The 17,008-nt window shown below is 40.6% G+C and carries 16 protein-coding genes and 1 pseudogene; 7 read left to right on the forward strand and 10 right to left on the reverse strand.

What is annotated here, in order from left to right:
• On the forward strand, window positions 1-1,443 hold the full coding sequence (gene cls, locus RM347_RS10825; RefSeq protein ID WP_322721826.1) for a cardiolipin synthase: 1,443 nt from the start codon (window positions 1-3) through the stop codon (window positions 1,441-1,443).
• A 242-nt stretch (window positions 1,444-1,685) separates the two neighbouring features.
• Here cls and RM347_RS10830 read toward each other — a convergent pair whose 3' ends face one another.
• The 3 genes from RM347_RS10830 to RM347_RS10840 form a co-directional block, all read right to left on the reverse strand.
• Entirely contained in the window at window positions 1,686-2,375 is a 690-nt protein-coding gene (locus tag RM347_RS10830) for a PD-(D/E)XK nuclease family protein (RefSeq protein WP_322721827.1), read from the reverse strand.
• Between the two features lie 120 nt (window positions 2,376-2,495).
• A complete protein-coding gene (locus tag RM347_RS10835; protein ID WP_322721828.1) occupies window positions 2,496-2,669 on the reverse strand; it encodes a hypothetical protein in 174 nt (57 codons plus the stop codon).
• Window positions 2,641-2,808: a hypothetical protein gene (locus RM347_RS10840; RefSeq protein WP_322721829.1), complete on the reverse strand. Its 168-nt coding sequence runs from the start codon at window positions 2,806-2,808 to the stop codon at window positions 2,641-2,643. Before RM347_RS10840 ends, RM347_RS10835 begins: the two co-directional genes overlap by 29 nt.
• A gap of 31 nt (window positions 2,809-2,839) precedes the next feature.
• Here RM347_RS10840 and RM347_RS10845 point away from each other — a divergent pair, with 31 nt between their 5' ends.
• Both RM347_RS10845 and RM347_RS10850 read left to right on the forward strand, forming a co-directional pair.
• Window positions 2,840-5,644, forward strand: a complete 2,805-nt coding sequence (locus RM347_RS10845) for a tetratricopeptide repeat protein (protein WP_322721830.1) — start codon at window positions 2,840-2,842, stop codon at window positions 5,642-5,644.
• 779 nt (window positions 5,645-6,423) lie between these two features.
• On the forward strand, window positions 6,424-6,591 hold the full coding sequence (locus RM347_RS10850) for a hypothetical protein (protein WP_322721997.1): 168 nt from the start codon (window positions 6,424-6,426) through the stop codon (window positions 6,589-6,591).
• Between the two features lie 44 nt (window positions 6,592-6,635).
• On the opposite strand, the pseudogene RM347_RS10855 reads toward RM347_RS10850, so the two are convergent.
• From RM347_RS10855 to RM347_RS10865, 3 genes and pseudogenes are all read right to left on the reverse strand, one after another.
• A pseudogene (locus tag RM347_RS10855) lies at window positions 6,636-7,025 on the reverse strand (PIN domain-containing protein).
• Window positions 7,012-7,257: an AbrB/MazE/SpoVT family DNA-binding domain-containing protein gene (locus tag RM347_RS10860; RefSeq protein ID WP_322721831.1), complete on the reverse strand. Its 246-nt coding sequence runs from the start codon at window positions 7,255-7,257 to the stop codon at window positions 7,012-7,014. Before RM347_RS10860 ends, RM347_RS10855 begins: the two are co-directional and overlap by 14 nt.
• Before the next feature lie 147 nt (window positions 7,258-7,404).
• The gene (locus RM347_RS10865) at window positions 7,405-8,781 is read right to left on the reverse strand and encodes an AAA-like domain-containing protein (protein ID WP_322721832.1); all 1,377 of its coding nucleotides are present in this window, start codon (window positions 8,779-8,781) and stop codon (window positions 7,405-7,407) included.
• A gap of 486 nt (window positions 8,782-9,267) precedes the next feature.
• Between RM347_RS10865 and RM347_RS10870 the strand changes: the two genes are divergently transcribed.
• On the forward strand, window positions 9,268-10,839 hold the full coding sequence (locus RM347_RS10870) for a PAS domain-containing sensor histidine kinase (RefSeq protein WP_322721833.1): 1,572 nt from the start codon (window positions 9,268-9,270) through the stop codon (window positions 10,837-10,839).
• 68 nt (window positions 10,840-10,907) lie between these two features.
• On the opposite strand, the gene RM347_RS10875 is transcribed toward RM347_RS10870, so the two are convergent.
• The 4 genes from RM347_RS10875 to RM347_RS10890 all read right to left on the reverse strand — a co-directional run bounded on the left by RM347_RS10875 (window position 10,908) and on the right by RM347_RS10890 (window position 13,485).
• Window positions 10,908-11,732: a nickel/cobalt transporter gene (locus RM347_RS10875; RefSeq protein WP_322721834.1), complete on the reverse strand. Its 825-nt coding sequence runs from the start codon at window positions 11,730-11,732 to the stop codon at window positions 10,908-10,910.
• Window positions 11,729-12,166 carry a DUF6640 family protein gene (locus tag RM347_RS10880; protein WP_322721835.1) on the reverse strand — a complete coding sequence of 146 codons (438 nt, stop codon included), beginning with the start codon at window positions 12,164-12,166 and terminating at the stop codon, window positions 11,729-11,731. The genes RM347_RS10875 and RM347_RS10880 overlap by 4 nt, the downstream gene beginning before the upstream one ends.
• A gap of 349 nt (window positions 12,167-12,515) precedes the next feature.
• Window positions 12,516-13,361, reverse strand: a complete 846-nt coding sequence (locus RM347_RS10885) for a helix-turn-helix transcriptional regulator (protein ID WP_322721836.1) — start codon at window positions 13,359-13,361, stop codon at window positions 12,516-12,518.
• Window positions 13,339-13,485, reverse strand: a complete 147-nt coding sequence (locus RM347_RS10890; protein WP_322721837.1) for a hypothetical protein — start codon at window positions 13,483-13,485, stop codon at window positions 13,339-13,341. Before RM347_RS10890 ends, RM347_RS10885 begins: the two co-directional genes overlap by 23 nt.
• 189 nt (window positions 13,486-13,674) lie before the next feature.
• On the opposite strand from RM347_RS10890, the gene RM347_RS10895 reads away from it, so the two are divergent.
• From RM347_RS10895 to RM347_RS10905, 3 genes are all read left to right on the forward strand, one after another.
• Window positions 13,675-14,268, forward strand: coding sequence for a cytochrome b/b6 domain-containing protein (locus RM347_RS10895; protein ID WP_322721838.1), 594 nt, complete (start codon window positions 13,675-13,677; stop codon window positions 14,266-14,268).
• A 27-nt stretch (window positions 14,269-14,295) separates the two neighbouring features.
• A complete protein-coding gene (locus RM347_RS10900) occupies window positions 14,296-15,729 on the forward strand; it encodes a bifunctional orotidine-5'-phosphate decarboxylase/orotate phosphoribosyltransferase (RefSeq protein WP_322721839.1) in 1,434 nt (477 codons plus the stop codon).
• A 120-nt stretch (window positions 15,730-15,849) separates the two neighbouring features.
• A complete protein-coding gene (locus RM347_RS10905) occupies window positions 15,850-16,950 on the forward strand; it encodes an AI-2E family transporter (protein WP_322721840.1) in 1,101 nt (366 codons plus the stop codon).
• Window positions 16,951-17,008: the final 58 nt, after the last annotated feature.

Consider the following 17,008-nt stretch of genomic DNA (forward strand, 5'->3'; position numbering starts at 1 on the left):
ATGCTTGTAGACGGTGGTGTTCTAGCTATTTTTAGCACAGCTACAGTTTTTATTCATATCGTGGGAGTTGCACATGCAGCCCATGCAGTGATGAATGTGCGTTCTTCCCAAGGGGCAATTGCTTGGAGCATTTCTTTAATTACCTTCCCCTGGCTAGCGATTCCGTTGTATTGGATTTTAGGAAGAACTAAATTTCATGGATATGCTGAAACACTGCGTTCAGTCTATGCACAACATTACAAGCTTGTTCATGAGACTTATAGTGAACTTATTAAATTTCAGGTTGCGCCACCAGATAATCTAGCCGAGTTGCAACCATTAGCGGAGGCTTTTACAGAAATTTCATTCACATCAGGCAATGCTGCCGAATTACTGATTGATGGTCAGCAAACCTATGAAGCAATGCTGAAAAAGATTGCATCGGCGACAACTTATATTCTGTTGCAATCCTATACTGTTAACGATGACCAATCAGGTAATGAGTTTAAAAAAGCATTGATTGCTAAAGCCAAGGAAGGAATAAATATCTACGTTCTCTACGATGAAATTGGTTCAAAGAAACTATCTCGCTCTTATATCCAGTCTCTACAACAGCATGGAATTGCAATAAGTGCATTTAACACCACCCAAGGTCAGGGTAATCGCTTCCAATTTAATTTTCGCAATCATCGGAAAATTCTGGTGGTGGATGGAGAAATAGCATTTGTAGGTGGGCTGAATATTGGTGACGAATATTTAGGAAGAAATCCTCGCTTGAGTCCCTGGCGTGATACCCACATGATGCTCGAAGGCCCAACTGTACAAAGTCTACAAAACTCCTTTGTGCGAGATTGGTATTGGGCGACTCGAAAACTTCTCGAAGTTAACTGGCAGGTAAAGATTAATCGGGAAACTAATCAAACTGCATTCATTCTTCCTACAGGCCCAGCAGATTCGCTACCAGCTTGTAAGCTTTTTTTCGTGGAATTAATTAATCAAGCTCAAACTCACCTCTGGATTGCTAGTCCATATTTTGTGCCGGACGAGGCAACATTGTCAGCCTTAAAACTGGCAGCAATGCGAGGTGTCGATGTGCGAATTATCTTACCAAATCGACCCGATCATTTATTTGTTTATTTATGTTCCTTCTCTTACTACACCGAAATGGAAAGAATCGGTATCAAGTTGTATCGTTACAAAAATGGGTTTATGCACCAGAAAATTATAGCCATTGATGAGAATATAGCAGGGGTAGGAACTGTTAACTTAGATAATCGCTCTTTTTCTCTCAACTTTGAAGTTATGGGTTTTGTTACTGAGCCTGGGTTTGTCCAAAGTGTGAAAAAGATGTTAGAGGATGATTTAGCTGTTTGTGTTGCTGTTGATCTTAATGAGTACGATAAAAAACCTTTTTGGTTCAAGTTAGCTGTAAGAGTCTCTCGATTGCTGACTCCTTTACTTTAATTATTAATAATTGCTTCTAGCTTTAAATTGGGAAATTTCCATATCTGCTAAAAACTTCTCTGCAATGCCACTGACTAACCCCAAACACTTCTGCGTTCCCAATACTCAGATATTTGTAGGTTGGGTTGAACGAAGTGAAACCCAACAAACCACAAAAAATGTTGGGTTTCGTTCCTCAACCCAACCTACGCTGGTTTTGTTTTTTGGCTTTAACCCAAGCGTATTCTTTGCAATGCCACTGACTAACCCCAAACACTTTTGTGTTCCCAATACTGGGCGACTCTTTTTTCCCACTGCTCCCAGTAATCTTTTATGACTGCTGATTCAAACCAAAATACCTCAGCTGGCATTTCTGGAATCGCTACTACCAAGAGAGCGTGCTTTAACTGAATACCATAATCTCCATAATACTCGTTAGCTGCTCCTATGTATGCCGTAAGTTGCAGTGGATGTTCATATAAATGCTCAATTGAGCCTTTGGGTTTGTCTGCTGTTTTCCACTCGCAAATACAGGGAATACCTTGATAGCTAGCAATACAATCAACTTTGCCAGAATAACCCAAATCATGATGAAAAACAGAGCCTTCCACGAGTCTAACAGTGTCGATTTGTTCTAAAACTGGCTTGATACTCTCCCAATAAGGGCGACTGGCTTCGGGACAAACAGGGTTTTGACCAAGGAGGTAGCGCTCAATTTGTTTGTGTGTTTGGGTTCCCCGACGACTAGCAGTTGTAGAAATGCGGGTAGCTTCTTCTGTACCAACACGCGCTTTCCAGTTTAATAATCTGTCTCTGTCTGCTTGTGATTTGGTGGCATTAAGTATTGTAGTCACGCTGGGAAAGCGATTTCCCTTGGCATCTACATAATATTGTTTACCATTTTCTCTCTTGGCTGTGGCATTAATCCGAGGTAGCAGTTGGGTATCATGCATCAGTTGGTGTGTTGACTTTGAGATTCCCTGAAGAAGGAAAGTGAATAAAACCCCATTCCATTGTAAGGAATGGGGCTGCGGGTAAGGGTTTGTTGCAGTGCAAAATGTCACATTTCCCGCTTATTCTTTTAAATCATCCTCCTTTGTCTCCTCTGGTTCCAGCAATTCCCAAATCAGGAATACCAATTCAATGACAAGACCTGAACCTGGCATTAAGCAGTCTGCAATTAGGGGAATTACAAATAACAAAACTGTCACCAGCTTCTCAATGTTGACGGATTTCGTTGCCTTCATTCGCTTCACCTTTAACACTGAAGGAACGATAAATTTGGGGTAGTACGTGCAAGCAAAAGTAGTTGTCTGTTGGCTGTAATGCTTGAATATCTAGTAGTTTGAGTTTGGGGATGATAGATTTAGTTTGGGGATTCCCCAAACTTTGTCGCAAAATTGAGCAATAGTGACCTATGGCGCGTGTTAGCTATGGTGATGATGTCAAAGCGCGAGTCAGGCAGCTGTTAGAGAGGTTTTTGGCTTATGCCGATTACAGTTTAGAAGACAGCCAGAAATTTCAATTTATAAATGAGCCTAACTGGAAGTCAGAAACGGAAGTAATTGTTAGGACAAGTTTGAGAGAATTAGCGGAACTTGGTGGTTTAGAGAAAGAACAAGTTCGAGAAGCGCTAAAAGCACTTATTGAATTTTTGGGTATTCTGGAAGATTTGCGCGAACACAAGCGAGGTTCGGAGGATTGGCACTTTCGGCTAACGCTTTGGTGCGACAAAGGCAACAAAGTAGGAAACTTGCAGAAATTTGATGCAGAATGGCAAGGCTGTAGAGAAAAATTACCAGGCGTGCAACGTCGTAACAATCCAAAACCCAAACCCACGCCTACGCTTTATGAGAATATTCCCCTAAGTGGAGTGGTGAAGTTTGTTGGACGTGAAGATGAACTGCAAATCGTGCATGAGATGTTGCAGGAAAATAATCAGGTGGTAATTGCAGCTATTGCTGGCATGGGTGGACTGGGTAAAACAGAACTGGCCTTACAATATGCAATGGCTCACCGCAAAACTTACAGGGGTGGAATTTGCTGGTTGCTGGCAAAGGCTGGAGATGTAGGAATTCAAGTTGTGCAGTTTGCCAGAACGCAGCTTGACTTAAACCCACCAGAAGATTTTGATATACTCGCCCAAGTGCAATACTGCTTTCGGCTTTGGCACGAAGGTAATGTGCTGCTAGTATTAGACGATGTTGGAGAATATCAACAAGTTAAGCCTTATCTACCTTTGCCATCTTCTCGATTTAAAGTGTTGATTACCACGCGCCAACACTTAGGAGCATCTATTAAGCAATTATCTTTAGATGTCTTGCAAGCAAAAGCAGCGCTGGATTTATTAAAGTCATTTTTTAAAGAAACACCACAGCGAATTGAGCAAGAATTGGCTGTTGCAAATCAGTTGTGTGAGTGGTTAGGATATTTGCCTTTAGGTTTGGAATTAGTCGGGCGATATTTGGCGCGAAAACAAGACCTCTCTTTAACAGAGATGTTGCGGCGGTTGGAGAAAAAGCGACTAGAACAACCCGCCCTTGTTAAACCAGAAGCCGATATGACAGCACAAGGAGGAGTATTAGCTGCCTTTGAGTTGAATTGGCAGGAATTAGAGGATAATGACAAGCAGCTTGGTTGTTTGCTGAGTTTATTTGCCGCCGCACCTATACCTTGGAAGTTGGTGGAACAGTGTTTACCAGATGAAGACGAGGAAGAGTTAGAGGAAATTAGAGATGATACCTTGCTGAAACTGCATTTGCTACAGCGTAAAGGTGAAGGAATTTACCAACTGCATCAGCTGCTAAGAGAGTTTTTTCAATATAAGCTTACAGATTTAGAACAGGCAGAAGAATTAAAGCGATCGCTTTGTCGGGTAATGGTAGCAGTTGCTAATGAGATTCCCTACACTCTTACCCTTCAGCAAATCACTGATGTTACCCCTGCCATACCTCATCTAGCAGAAGTCGCCAACAATCTCATTCAATACGTCAGCGATAAAAATTTAATTTTGCCTTTTATCGGTAACGCTTGGTTTTACAATGGTCAGGGACTGTACGACCAGGCTTTACCTTGGTTAGAGCAGTGTTTAGAAATCAGTAAAAAACGCTTCGGAGAAGAACATTCACATATTGCCACTAGTGTCAACAACCTGGCTACACTATATAATTCCCAAGGAAGATACAGTGAAGCCGAACTCCTGTATTTGCAAGAATTGGAACTAACGCGACGCCTACTGGGAGAGGAACATCCATCTGTTGCCATTAGCCTCAACAACCTGGGGTTAGTCTACTACTTCCAAGGAAAATACAGCGAAGCAGAACCCTTTTTAAAGCGAGCTTTAGAACTATGGCAACGCTTCCTGGGAGGAGAACATCCTAATGTTGCACAAGGTCTCAACAACCTGGCTGCACTATACAACTCCCAAGGAAGATACAGTGAAGCCGAACCCCTGTACTTGCAAGCTTTGGAACTATGGCGACGCCTACTGGGAGAAGAACATCCTAATATTGCACTTAACCTCAACAACCTGGCAGAACTCTACTACTCCCAAGGAAAATACAGCGAAGCCGAACCTCTGTTTCTGCAAGCTTTGGAACTAACGCGACGCCTACTGGGAGAAGAACATCCTAATGTTGCACTTAACCTCAACAACCTGGGGTTACTCTACCACTCCCAAGGAAGATACAGTGAAGCCGAACCTCTGTACTTACAAGCTCTGGAACTATGGCGACGCCTGCTGGGAGAGTCACACCCTAATGTTGCACTTAACCTCAACAACCTGGCTGCACTCTACCGTTCCCAAGAAAGATACAGCGAAGCAGAACCCCTGTCACTACAAGCTTTGGAATTAACGCGAAGCCTGCTGGGAGAGTCACATCCTAATGTTGCCACTAGCCTCCATAACCTGGCAGGACTCTACTGTTCCCAAGAAAGATACAGCGAAGCAGAAACCCTGTACCTACAAGCTTTGGAACTATGGCGACGCCTGTTGGGAGAGTCACATCCTGATGTTGCCACTAGCCTTAACAATCTAGCAGGACTCTACTACTCCCAAGAAAAATATAGTGAAGCCGAACCTTTTTATCTGCAAGCTTTGGATATTTATGAACGACATTTAGGCGTGAATCATCCCAATACTGTTACTACTCGTGAAAATTTAGCATATTTGCGCGTAGGCGAAGCCCGCCGCAGGCATCGCCTCCCCCCAAATCCAGAATAAGCTAGTTTTGTGCAAAGCGTACCGTGATCAAACTGAAAAGTGCGTTAGCGAAGCTTACCGTTCGCGTAGCGTCTCGCAGAGAAGGTATCGCCTAGACTAAAATTCATATTGAACTAAGTAAAAATGCCGGATTACTTACTCAAAATGCCATTTCATTTACTCAAAATGAGCTTTTACTTTCTCAAACTCCAGTTTGCTTACTCATTTTGGTGTTTCCCGCAAGCAAAATGAGCTTTTACTTTCTCAAACCCCAGTTTGCTTACTCATTTTAGTGTTTTCCGCAAGCAAATAGAGCTTTTGCTTTCTCAAACCCCAGTTTGCTTACTCATTTTGGTGTTTTCCGCAAGTAAAATAAGCTTTTACTTTCTCAAACCCCAGTTTGCTTACTCATTTGAGTAATTCACGCATTCATTTTGGTATATCATTGAGCCGAAAGCTGGCGTAGGCGTAGCCCGTCGGAGACATCGCTCTAGAAAAGAAGTGTAAATCTACAAGCGATCGCCTTTGGTGGTTTAGAGATGAATGAGTGCGATCGCTTTTCTTTAGGGAAAGTTGTAGAAGAAGCTATATGACCCTCAGGGTAATCAACCCAATTGATTTTATTTTGGAGGGATGAAATGAAAATTAAGGTTATTGACCAATATAGTTCAGATAATACCAAAACACTTGTAGAGACGGCAATTTATCGCGTCTCGAAAACTCGAAAACCCACAATTTTGTACAATTAGCCCTTAACTGAACCGTATTGGGTTATTGACGAACAACAAAATTTACAAGAAGTGATGCAGGTTTTACTCACCCACTTAGAACCATCGAAGGTAATGAAATTTTGGGCAGCTTGTAAACTAGATGAAGGCGATTATTTACAACTTCAAGAAAAACTGTTTGCAGAAGAAACAGTTGCCAGTTTATATGCCAAAGTCAAAGAATATCAAGATAAAACCTAGTGTTCTCAACTAGAAGGGGCGATCGCCTGGTTTAGAGACAAGCATTACTCAAATAAATCAAATCCCTTTTCGCTTCTCAACTTTCTGTCAAAAGTTACTATAGAACTACAACCAGAATCTTGAGCGATCGCACCAATTAAATAGTCAGATAAATCTGCACTTCCCTGCTTAAATCGCTGTAATGCTTGATAAACTATAGAGCGATTTTCTAACTAAAACACCGAACATTGCAGCATCAAGTCTATGGTATTACTAATTTCTTCCTTACTAAATTTATAAGGGTTCCCGCGCAAAACCCAGACTAATTCACAGAGAACTATATTAGCAACAAAACATTGCTCTCCCCCTTCGATAATTTCAGCAGCTTGCTTCCACTGCTTTTCATCATCTTTTGTCAAGTAACGCACTAAAATATTTGTATCAAGTCCAATCACTTGAACCTTCTTGGATTGCTGCTTCCATTTCTTCTAAAGTTGCACTTTTCATTCCCGGACGATGTAAAATCCCAGACAAGCTTTGGATAGGAACATTCAGGGGAATCAGTTTGACTGTTCCATTTTCATCAATGACAAAATCAACCTTACTACCTATATCCAGATTAAGATAATCCCTAATTTCTTGAGGAATAGTTATTTGTCCTTTGCTCGTGATGGTCGCACTAGCCATTACTCAAGTTCCTTACTTGATTATAATTTCTATATTAAACTATAACGCGATCGCTCGTCGTAGACATGACGTAATTTTGCTTAATAGAGTCCTCACTCAGCAGCATAAACTAAAGTTGCAGACTCAGTTTCTCTTGCAGAAATAACGCTAGCCAAGCCTAAACTCACAGTTAAAATAGCCGCTGTTTAAACTCTCGCTTGTTTTCAGATATTGTCGGAAATATAAACGATATAATTCACACGCAGGAGTACTGCGATCACCTTCTACATTAATTAGCCCTATACTCTGTAATTTACATGCCAATCTTAGCTCTAATGCCACATAATTTGTAGCGTTAATCACTTCATAAAAAGCATTTTCCAATTCTGGCTTATCTTGTAGCGCTAACACATACTGCCTTAAATACTCGTGATAAATTCCGGCTTTTGTGGGTGCTTGTTGCAATAGCTGTTCTAAATCCCGTTCTAATCCCCCTTTACCCACAAGGTGATACAAAGCCAACCTCACTAAAAAAGGATTTCCTCCCACTATTGCCATCAAACTCTCGGCATCTTTCCCATCTGTCCAATCCAACCCGTGACGTTGTGCTAAATCCTGCACCTGCTCTTTCGTAAAAGGAGGTAAATTAATTGTCAAACCAATATTAAACGGCGATTGAGTCAGTTTTATAGTAATAAGTATTTCTGTTGAATAAACCAGAACTAGACGCAGTTTTTGCCAAATTTCTACCCCTTTGGCTCGTTCATGCCACGATCGCACCAATGGTAACAATTCTCCAGCAATTTCTTGATGCTCAAACACCCAATCCACCTCATTCAATACCAAGACAAGGGGAGTTTCCAGCACAGACAGTAAATACTGTTGGAAATAGATAGAGCAACTGACTTTGCTACCAATATCTTCATCCCAATAATCATTGAGTTTTGGTTCTAGCTGTAACTCCCGACTGACATTGGCACAGAACCAGCGCAAAAATTTATCCAAACTCTCAAATACTGCTTTGTCTGCTTGCTGAAAATCCAACGTCACGGTGCGAAAGCCTTGATTGTTAGCGCGTGCAAGCAACCGCAAAATCAGAGAGCTTTTCCCCATCTTCTTGGGTGCTTTGATGCAAATAACACTCCCTGGTTCAACTATTTCTGCGTAGGCGAGTTCTTCAATTGGCGGGCGAGAGATGTAAAATCTGGAATTAAGGGATACTGGTTCACTAGGGAATTCTAAGGATATCGCCGTGGCTACTCGGTTGAATTCCTGAACTAACTGCTGATGCGCTTTACTAAGATGGTGATTTTCTAGAATCTGGCGGAAGTTGGATTTATTTATCGGTTCTTTGCAAAAAGAACTCAGTACTTGCCATAAATGAGCAGCAATTTTCCTGACACATTCTTCGCTGTAGTGCGCTTCACAGGCTATATTGGTGTAGGTTTTTCCTTCCCACGAAGAACGCAATATGATCTCTTGGAGCGTCGTTAAACCGGTTGCTTGACTGGCTTTTAGTAGCAAAACTACTTCATCTATAGTCATTACTCATCGGCTCTAATTAAGCATGAAACTTTCTCACACCATTATGCTTTGGAACTCAATGTAGCCTGCCTTGTATAGATAGCAGCCAGCCCTGACTAAAAAAGGTACAAACAAGTCTTGACAATTTTTTTGTATCCTCAAATATTTGACGTGACTTAATCATAGAATTTTTTTTACAAATTTTTCCGAGTTTTTAGGTAATTGTATGTGATTTGAACTACTTTTTTTAGACTTATCTTAGAATGTAGATGCACACAATGTAGCTATTTTTTCTAAAAAATCGCCATTGCGATCGCAACAGAGGTTACATTCGTCTGTTTACCTTTTTCTAAATTCCATCCAAATTGATGATATGGGCTGATATATCTCTGACCTAAGTTACAGCCCAATAAACCAAGTAGACGATTTGTCCATCACTGGATCGTCAGGGTGCTAAGACAGCGTAGAGAGAGCTACAGGATATCTTCCTCATCGGTACCAGCAGCTATGCATATCCAAGAACCCGCTACCCATGAACCAGAAACTCCACTTGCAGTACAAGATTCCCAGAGTTTCCCAGAACCAGAATTACTGCAAAAAGGACAAAAAGACTTATCTCCAGAAAATTTAGATGCTTGTCAAAGCTCACAAGCGGCCTTACAAATGGCATTAATAGCCAGTGGCTTAGGGTTGTGGGATTGGAATCTGGTAACTGATAAAACTTATTACGATCCCCAGTGGAAAAGCATCGTGGGATATGAAGTAGACGAAATCGACAACGATTATCAATCCTTTGAGCAACTTGTACATCCACAAGATTTACCGAGAATTCGCCAGATATTACACGATTATCTCCAAGGATCCACACCTGTGTTTGAAGTCGAATTCAGAATGTTGACTAAATCCGGTGAGTGGAAGTGGATTCTGGCTTGTGGCAAAGTATTTCAGTGGGATGAATTTGGGAAGCCAATACGAATGGCGGGGACGCACAAGGATATTACTCAGGATAAAGCGATGTCTACGACGGGCTGCGCCTACGCTACTCAACAATACCAACTATTTGAACAACTCCAAACAGAAATTGCCCAACGCCAGTCTAGCGAAGACCAAATTAAGGAAAAATCACAGCAGCTAGAAATTACCCTAGATGAACTCAAATATAGCCAAAAGCAGTTATTACAAAACCAGAAAATGGCTAATCTCGGTCAACTGGTGGCAGATATGGCTAACGAAATTAACAATCCGGTTAGCTTCATCTACGGCAATCTTCATCCTGCCAGTCAATACGCTGAAGACTTAATCAGAATCATTGAACTTTACCAACATTACTATCCCACACCCGCCCCAGTTATTGCCTTACATCTGCAACGCCTCGACCTTGGTTTTGTGAAGACAGACTTTTTAAAATTGCTGTGGTCAATGCGAGCCGGATCTGAGCGCGTCAAAGAAATTGTTTTCGCCTTACGGAATTTTTCAAGCTCTGACGAAGGTCAAATGAAAAAGGTTAACTTGCATGAAGGACTTGATAGTGTTCTGAGGATTTTGCAGCATCGTCTGAAAGAAAAGCCTGATAGAGCCAGGATTGAAGTAATTAAAAACTTTGGTGAATTGCCCTTAATCGAGTGTTACCCTGGTGACCTAAATCAGGTATTCATGAACATCTTGACTAATGCTATTGATGCCTTAGAAGAAAAGATGAAATATGATTATTCCTTTACCCCCAAAATTTTGATTAATACAGAAATCGTTAGCAGTCATTTATCATTGGTCAATAGTAATGAGCCTTGGGTAAATGACAAACGACTAGGGAAAAAACAAAAAGTCATAATTCGCATTTTTGACAATGGTAAAGGCATACTTCTCCATATCCAAAAACATATATTTGAACCATTTTTTACGACTAAACCAGTAGGTAAAGGTAAGGGACTGGGGCTTTCAATTAGTCGAGAAATTATAGTTGAAAAACATCAAGGTAAACTTAAGTGTAATTCTCAATTAGGTCAAGGCACAGAGTTAGTAATTGAGATGAATACAACAGCAAGACAGTATACCGCGATTAGAAAACATGCCAGTTTTTAAATAATTAACCTTAGGCACAAGGTGTTATTTTTTGCAAGCTGAACTGAACTGTATTGTCTTTTTTACACCTAAATTACAGCACAAGCCATGAGTACACTTCCTACAATAATTACTGCGATCGCACTAATTATCGGCGTATACTGCTGAAATGGTTGAACCCATGAAAAACCCTTCAGCCATTGGTGAGCATAGATAATGACTAAACCAATAGTTACTAGTACGATTGCTAATCCCACACTAAATGCACATACCAAGATTAAACCGTATGCAGTTTGATGAAGTGCGATCGCGCTCAACAATAATACCAGTGCTGACGGGCAAGGAACTAGACCACCAGCGATTCCCAGAGTTAAAAGAGACTGTAACGTAACTTGAGAATTTCCAGAATGGTGGCGATCGTTGTGAGTATGATGATGATGAGCAGAATCATTGTGAGTGTGATGATGATGTTCTGGTGTAGGGTTGAGATAGCGATCGAGTAACCAAAAACCAACACTACAGACCATCAATCCGCTCAGTAGACTGAGAAATGGATACAATTGCTCTGGTAAAATATATTGAGATAATAATAAGGCTAAAATACCCAGTGCAAAAACGCTGATTGTGTGGGTAACGGTTGTCACAAGCCCTAGCACAACTGCTTGCCCAGGAGTACCCCGCGAACCAACGAGATATGCTGCTACCATCGTTTTTCCGTGTCCAGGTGAAAGAGCGTGTCCGGCTCCAGCCACCAGGGCGATGCCGATTCCACTGAACATTAAGGATGGAGAGAGGGTCATCTGAGCCAGGTTTTGCATCAGAAAGCTACCATGTCCAATGTGAGCCACAGCTGATTGACTCGGCAGAAAACTAATTAGCAATGCTAAACCGAAAACCAGGATTAACCTGTTCATAAACTATTCGCTTCTGACTTAGAAGCGCGGTACAAGCCATAGCCAATCAACGCCAAAATAACACTGACTGTTGCAACAGCAACGTTAGGATAAATGGGAATACCTCCTATAATTGGTGGAGGTTCTTTAAGATCAGCTTGCAAACTGGTTCCAGGAATTACTAGCGTCACAAAGAAAAAGGGTGACCAGAAGATCACAGGTACTAACATTGCCACGGTGTAACCGATATCAGGTTCAGTTGTTCGTCGCCATAGTAACCACAGCGCCACAATACTCATGCCACTCAGTAACCACAGCATTACTGCATCATGAAATTTAGCATGGGGATGCCATTCGGAGTTAAAGAGGTGAGTCGCGTTCCAATCTACCGCTACGGAAACTACAGCAGTGCTGACGAGAACGATAGAAAGCAAAATCCGACTAATTCTTCTCATAAAATTTTTTGGTGTACCCTTAATTGATCGCTTTCACTGGTGTGTGTTCATCAGTCGTAGATCCCACAAATGAAGGTACAATGTACTACTGGATAAACGATAGACTTTTCTTGCTACATATAATCATGATTTAGGTCATTCTTGCGATGCCTACGGCGGGTAACGATCGCAGCATTCAACAAGCGTGCGATACGGGTATGGCAGAAATTGGGATTCCAGTATCAGCAATCATTTGAGCGAGGAAGTGATGGAATGCAATTTATTGTTTTATTGCGAACAGACTACTGTAACAGTAATCAGTAAAGGAGTACTGACTAATTTAGAACTTCCCAAATCAGATGTACCCATTCTAATTTTTCTTTAAAAACATCCTGGGTGTGACTCCGACATATTTTTTAAAATGTCTTGTAAAGCGGCTTTGATCTGCACAACCAACAAGGAGAGCAATTTCTGCGATCGCATATTTTCTTTGTTGCAATAGTTCTTTAGCTTTTTCCATTCGTTGCCCAAGTACATATTGATAAGGTGCTACACCCATTGACTGCTTAAATAATCGGCAAAAATAATATTGACTCATACCCGCAATTTCTGCTAATTCAGCTAGATGTAGCGGTCGATCCAAATAGCTGTGAATGTATTCCAACACCGACTGGAGTCGATTATTAGGCATTCCTCCCACATCGGGCTGCATTTTTAGTGAAAATGCACAGTATTGTCGCAGCAAGTGAACGAGCAACACCTGTACTAGCGATTCGGCATAAAGATGGCCACCGATTCCACCCGTGTCAAATTCTGCTTGAAACAAACGAGCGATCGCTTCAATCTGTGGATCGTGGGCACTTACCCTAGTGAGCAATTCAACCTTGTTTTCATTCAGCCCACCAACTTCTTCTGCCGTTCGAGCCAAAAACAGTGGATCAATCACAAACATCAGCGATTCATCGGTACTCTCCCATGCCCAAAGCCCCGACATTTTTGCAGGACAAATCCAGAAATCCCTTTTGGCTTGAGGTTTTTCTGATTCTTGTTCACCGATGCGAGTGATTTTTTGTTGATTATGATCGCTTAACAAGATACAAAGCAGATGATAGTTGCATCCCGTGAATTCAAGCTCATTCGGTGCTGAGATATGACGATCAATAGTTAATCCAGGTAGTTGAATCATGCGGCGCTCAGAAATCCATGTTTCCTTCATAATCAGTCCAATTAGCGATCGCCGCTAGAGCTACACTGGATAGAATATCTTTGATCGTAGGCACTAAAACAGGGTACAGCATCTTAGCAACGCTACCCAATAGCCCATCGTAGATATCGCCCAATTTTGAAAATTTAACTTAAAACAACTTTAGCCACACCTAAACTGACATTTAAAACAGCAGATGGTAGACCATCAATGTCAGAATACTGAGTCAGAGGATGGGAAAATAAAGGTGAGTAATGTCCACCCCCAAATTTGCTGGACTATTTACCCAAGACAGATAAACAACAAATTTTATCAGTCAAAATCTATGACTTCGACCTCCTCTCAAACTCGAAAGCTACCCAATCAACCAATAGGAGCCAAAATTTTCCACTGGTGTAACATCATTAGTCTATTTATTATGCTTACCAGTGGATTACAAATTTACAACGCCAACCCTGTTTTTGGTGGACGTGCAGGTTTGCACATTCCTCCAATATTTACTTTAGGAGGTTGGCTTGCAGGAGGTAGACACTGGCATTTTGCAGCAATGTGGCTATTCTCGCTAAATCTCTTGTGGTATGGAATTTACATTTTAATCACCCGACGTTGGCGACATCGGTTTGTCGGTGCTAATGACTTCAAAGCATTACAAAAAAGTCAAAATTCCAAACGTCTAATTTATGCTTGGCATCGGATTGCTTATACGGCAATCATTCCTATTTTGCTGCTGGCGTTATTAACAGGAATAGGAATGTATAAACCTGCTCAATTTCCGTGGATTGTTGATTTATTTGGCGATTGGCAAGCATTGCGAATTGTTCACTTTTCCTCAGTGCCAATGGTTATCTTATTTGCTGTAATTCACTCTCGATTAGGGCAGAAAGCTGGTGGTACTGAATTAACAGAATCAATGTTTTGATAAACAATCTTTTTTTAAACTAAAAAAATGAACTTTTTTGATAAATTGAATCGCAATATTTTGCAAAATCAAAGCTTACTATTTGTAGGACTTGATCCAAATCCAGAGATGATGCCTGTGCGTTATGATACTGAAGAACTCATGGCTGGTTTGGAGAAATGGTTACAATTCATTATTGCTGAAACTTCTGATTTCGTTTGTGCTTATAAACCGACACTTGGCTTTTACGAAGCGCTAGGTATTCCCGGTTTAGAACTGCTGTACAAAACTTTAGCAGCTATTCCAGCTCATATCCCAGTTATTTTAGATGCCAAACACAGTGACTTAAATACTAGTACCATCGTTGCCCAGACTGTGTTTACAGAATGGCAAGTGGATGCAATCACTCTGAGTCCCTATACAGGGCAAGATCATGTAGCACCTTTTTTGGTCTATCCTGATAAAGCGGTATTTATTTTATGCTGTACTTCTAATCCAGGTGCAGAAGCTTTACAGCAATATCCTACAAACGAATCACCCCTTTATTTACAGGTGGTAAAAGAATCAAAAACCTGGGGAACTCCAGAACAATTGGGTTTGGAAGTGGGAACTACAAATCCTGAAGTTTTAGCACTTATTCGAGCAATTGCGCCTGAACGAATTATTATGGCGCGTAGCATCTGGGCGGAAGGCCAGAACCTGAAGCAAATTTTAGAAGCAGGTTTAAATGCTAACGGTGATGGTTTACTAATTCCTGTTCCTCAAGATATGTTGGTAAACACACAGTTATCTGAGGAAGTCCAGTCTCTACGCCAAGAAATTAATCAAATCAAAGCTGAAATTATTCACGAAAATTCCACATGTTCTGTGTGGTTTTCTAATGTTTGTTTGCTAAATCAGCACCCCCAACAGGATTTGATTTTACAACTTTATGATATTGACTGTATTATGTTTGGCAGCTTTGTCCAAGCATCAGGAGCTATATTTCCTTATTACATTGACTTACGCAAAATTATTTCCAACCCCCAAGTTTTTAATCAAGTTCTCACCGCTTATGAGGATATTTTGAAGAACCTGAATTTTGATAGATTAGCAGGTATTCCCTATGGTTCTTTACCTACTGCGACTGGTTTAGCTTTGCGCCTTCATTGTCCAATGATTTTTCCTCGTAAAGAGGTTAAGGCACATGGAACTCGGAGAGTAATTGAGGGTAACTTTCATCCTGGTGAAACAGTTGTGGTGGTTGATGATATTCTCATCAGCGGCAAAAGTGTCATGGAAGGGGCAGGAAAGTTGGAATCAGCAGGATTAAATGTTAATGACATTGTGGTATTTATTGACCATGAACAAGGGGTGAAAGATAGGTTACAGCAAAATGGTTATCGCGGTCATGCAGTTTTAACTATTTCGGAAATTACTAATACTCTATATCAAGCAGGGCGAATAAATGAAGAGCAATTTTTAGCTTTTACTGAAACTTAGTACTCAAAATAATTGGGAGTAGGGAATGGGGGGAAATTTTTATCATCCATTTCCTCCTGAGCATATTTAATTACCCGGTTCAATCTAGTAACTAGAATAATTTGGATTTTTAAATTAATTATGAATTTTTCACTCAATCAACTACTTAAATGGTTAATTTTTACGCTGCTATTTCCTCTGGTCTTTCTCAATGCTTGGCTAGCGTTTTTGCTGGTTAAAAATCTTCAACCTGTGGTAACAATTCTTGTCTTGGCTACTTTGCTTGCATTTGTTTTAAACTACCCTGTTTCGATTCTGCAACAGCGGGGAGTTAAACGCAGCTACGCAGTAGCAATAGTTTTTATATTAGCATTGTTAATTGTGATTGCTCTAGGTATTACTTTAGTACCCATTGTGTTAGAGCAATTTAATGAGATGGTTAAAGTCTTTCCCCAATGGATTGATTCTAGCGAAGAAAAACTTCAGATTTTAAATGATTGGTTTTTTAGGCACAAATTAAATGTGAATTTAAGTCAGCTATTAACACGAATTACTGAGCAACTACCGAATGAATTAGAGTTTGTATCTGATAAACTTTTAAGTATTATTATAGATACAATTGATAGTATTTCTGAAGCATTAATTACGGTAGTGCTGACTTTTTATCTATTGTTAGATGGACCAAGAATTTGGCAGGGAATATTTAAGAGATTACCTGGAAGTTTTCCTCAAAAGGTAAGTCAATCTATTCAGCAAAACTTCCAAAATTACTTGATTGGTCAGGTAAGTTTAGCTTTGCTGATGGGATTTTCAATAACATTATTGTTTTTAGGTTTTCAAGTCCAGTTTGCTTTACTCTTTGGCTTGGGAGTTGGGCTTTTGAGCTTAGTTCCCTTTGGTGATGTCGTCAGTCTTGTTCTAATAACTTTAATAATAGCGTCACATGACTTTTGGCTAGCAGTGAAGGTTTTTGCGGTAGCTGTTGTCATTGACCAGTTAATCGATCAGGCGATCGCACCACGTCTTTTAGGTAAATTTACTGGTATTAGACCAATATGGGTGTTAATTGCTTTGCTTGTAGGAACCAATGTTGGTGGAGTTTTAGGTTTGCTAGTCGCGGTACCTGTAGCTGGTTTTATCAAAGATGTAGCAGATGGGTTTTCTAAATCTGGTGATTCCGATAATGTAGTTGAAAGTGAAGCAGCATCAGAATTGTTGGCAGAGGAATCAATATCCCAATAAGTTGTTGATTTGTGGAGAATACAAAGTGTTCGTAGAGTAACACAGCTGCATCCAAAAG

The organism is Nostoc sp. ChiQUE02, assembly GCF_034531305.2.
In the GTDB taxonomy this organism is placed as follows: Bacteria; Cyanobacteriota; Cyanobacteriia; order Cyanobacteriales; family Nostocaceae; genus Nostoc.

Bases quoted from the DNA above. Each gene is read 5' to 3' on its own strand.
- RM347_RS10905 (WP_322721840.1), top strand. From the start codon at position 15,850: ATGAATTTTTCACTCAATCAACTACTTAAATGGTTAATTTTTACGCTG.
- RM347_RS10865 (WP_322721832.1), bottom strand. From the start codon at position 8,781: ATGACTATAGATGAAGTAGTTTTGCTACTAAAAGCCAGTCAAGCAACC.
- RM347_RS10860 (WP_322721831.1), bottom strand. From the start codon at position 7,257: ATGGCTAGTGCGACCATCACGAGCAAAGGACAAATAACTATTCCTCAA.
- RM347_RS10845 (WP_322721830.1), top strand. From the start codon at position 2,840: ATGGCGCGTGTTAGCTATGGTGATGATGTCAAAGCGCGAGTCAGGCAG.
- RM347_RS10895 (WP_322721838.1), top strand. From the start codon at position 13,675: ATGACTTCGACCTCCTCTCAAACTCGAAAGCTACCCAATCAACCAATA.
- RM347_RS10830 (WP_322721827.1), bottom strand. From the start codon at position 2,375: ATGCATGATACCCAACTGCTACCTCGGATTAATGCCACAGCCAAGAGA.
- cls (WP_322721826.1), top strand. From the start codon at position 1: ATGCTTGTAGACGGTGGTGTTCTAGCTATTTTTAGCACAGCTACAGTT.
- RM347_RS10900 (WP_322721839.1), top strand. From the start codon at position 14,296: ATGAACTTTTTTGATAAATTGAATCGCAATATTTTGCAAAATCAAAGC.
- RM347_RS10870 (WP_322721833.1), top strand. From the start codon at position 9,268: ATGCATATCCAAGAACCCGCTACCCATGAACCAGAAACTCCACTTGCA.
- RM347_RS10880 (WP_322721835.1), bottom strand. From the start codon at position 12,166: ATGAGAAGAATTAGTCGGATTTTGCTTTCTATCGTTCTCGTCAGCACT.
- RM347_RS10835 (WP_322721828.1), bottom strand. From the start codon at position 2,669: ATGAAGGCAACGAAATCCGTCAACATTGAGAAGCTGGTGACAGTTTTG.
- RM347_RS10875 (WP_322721834.1), bottom strand. From the start codon at position 11,732: ATGAACAGGTTAATCCTGGTTTTCGGTTTAGCATTGCTAATTAGTTTT.
- RM347_RS10885 (WP_322721836.1), bottom strand. From the start codon at position 13,361: ATGAAGGAAACATGGATTTCTGAGCGCCGCATGATTCAACTACCTGGA.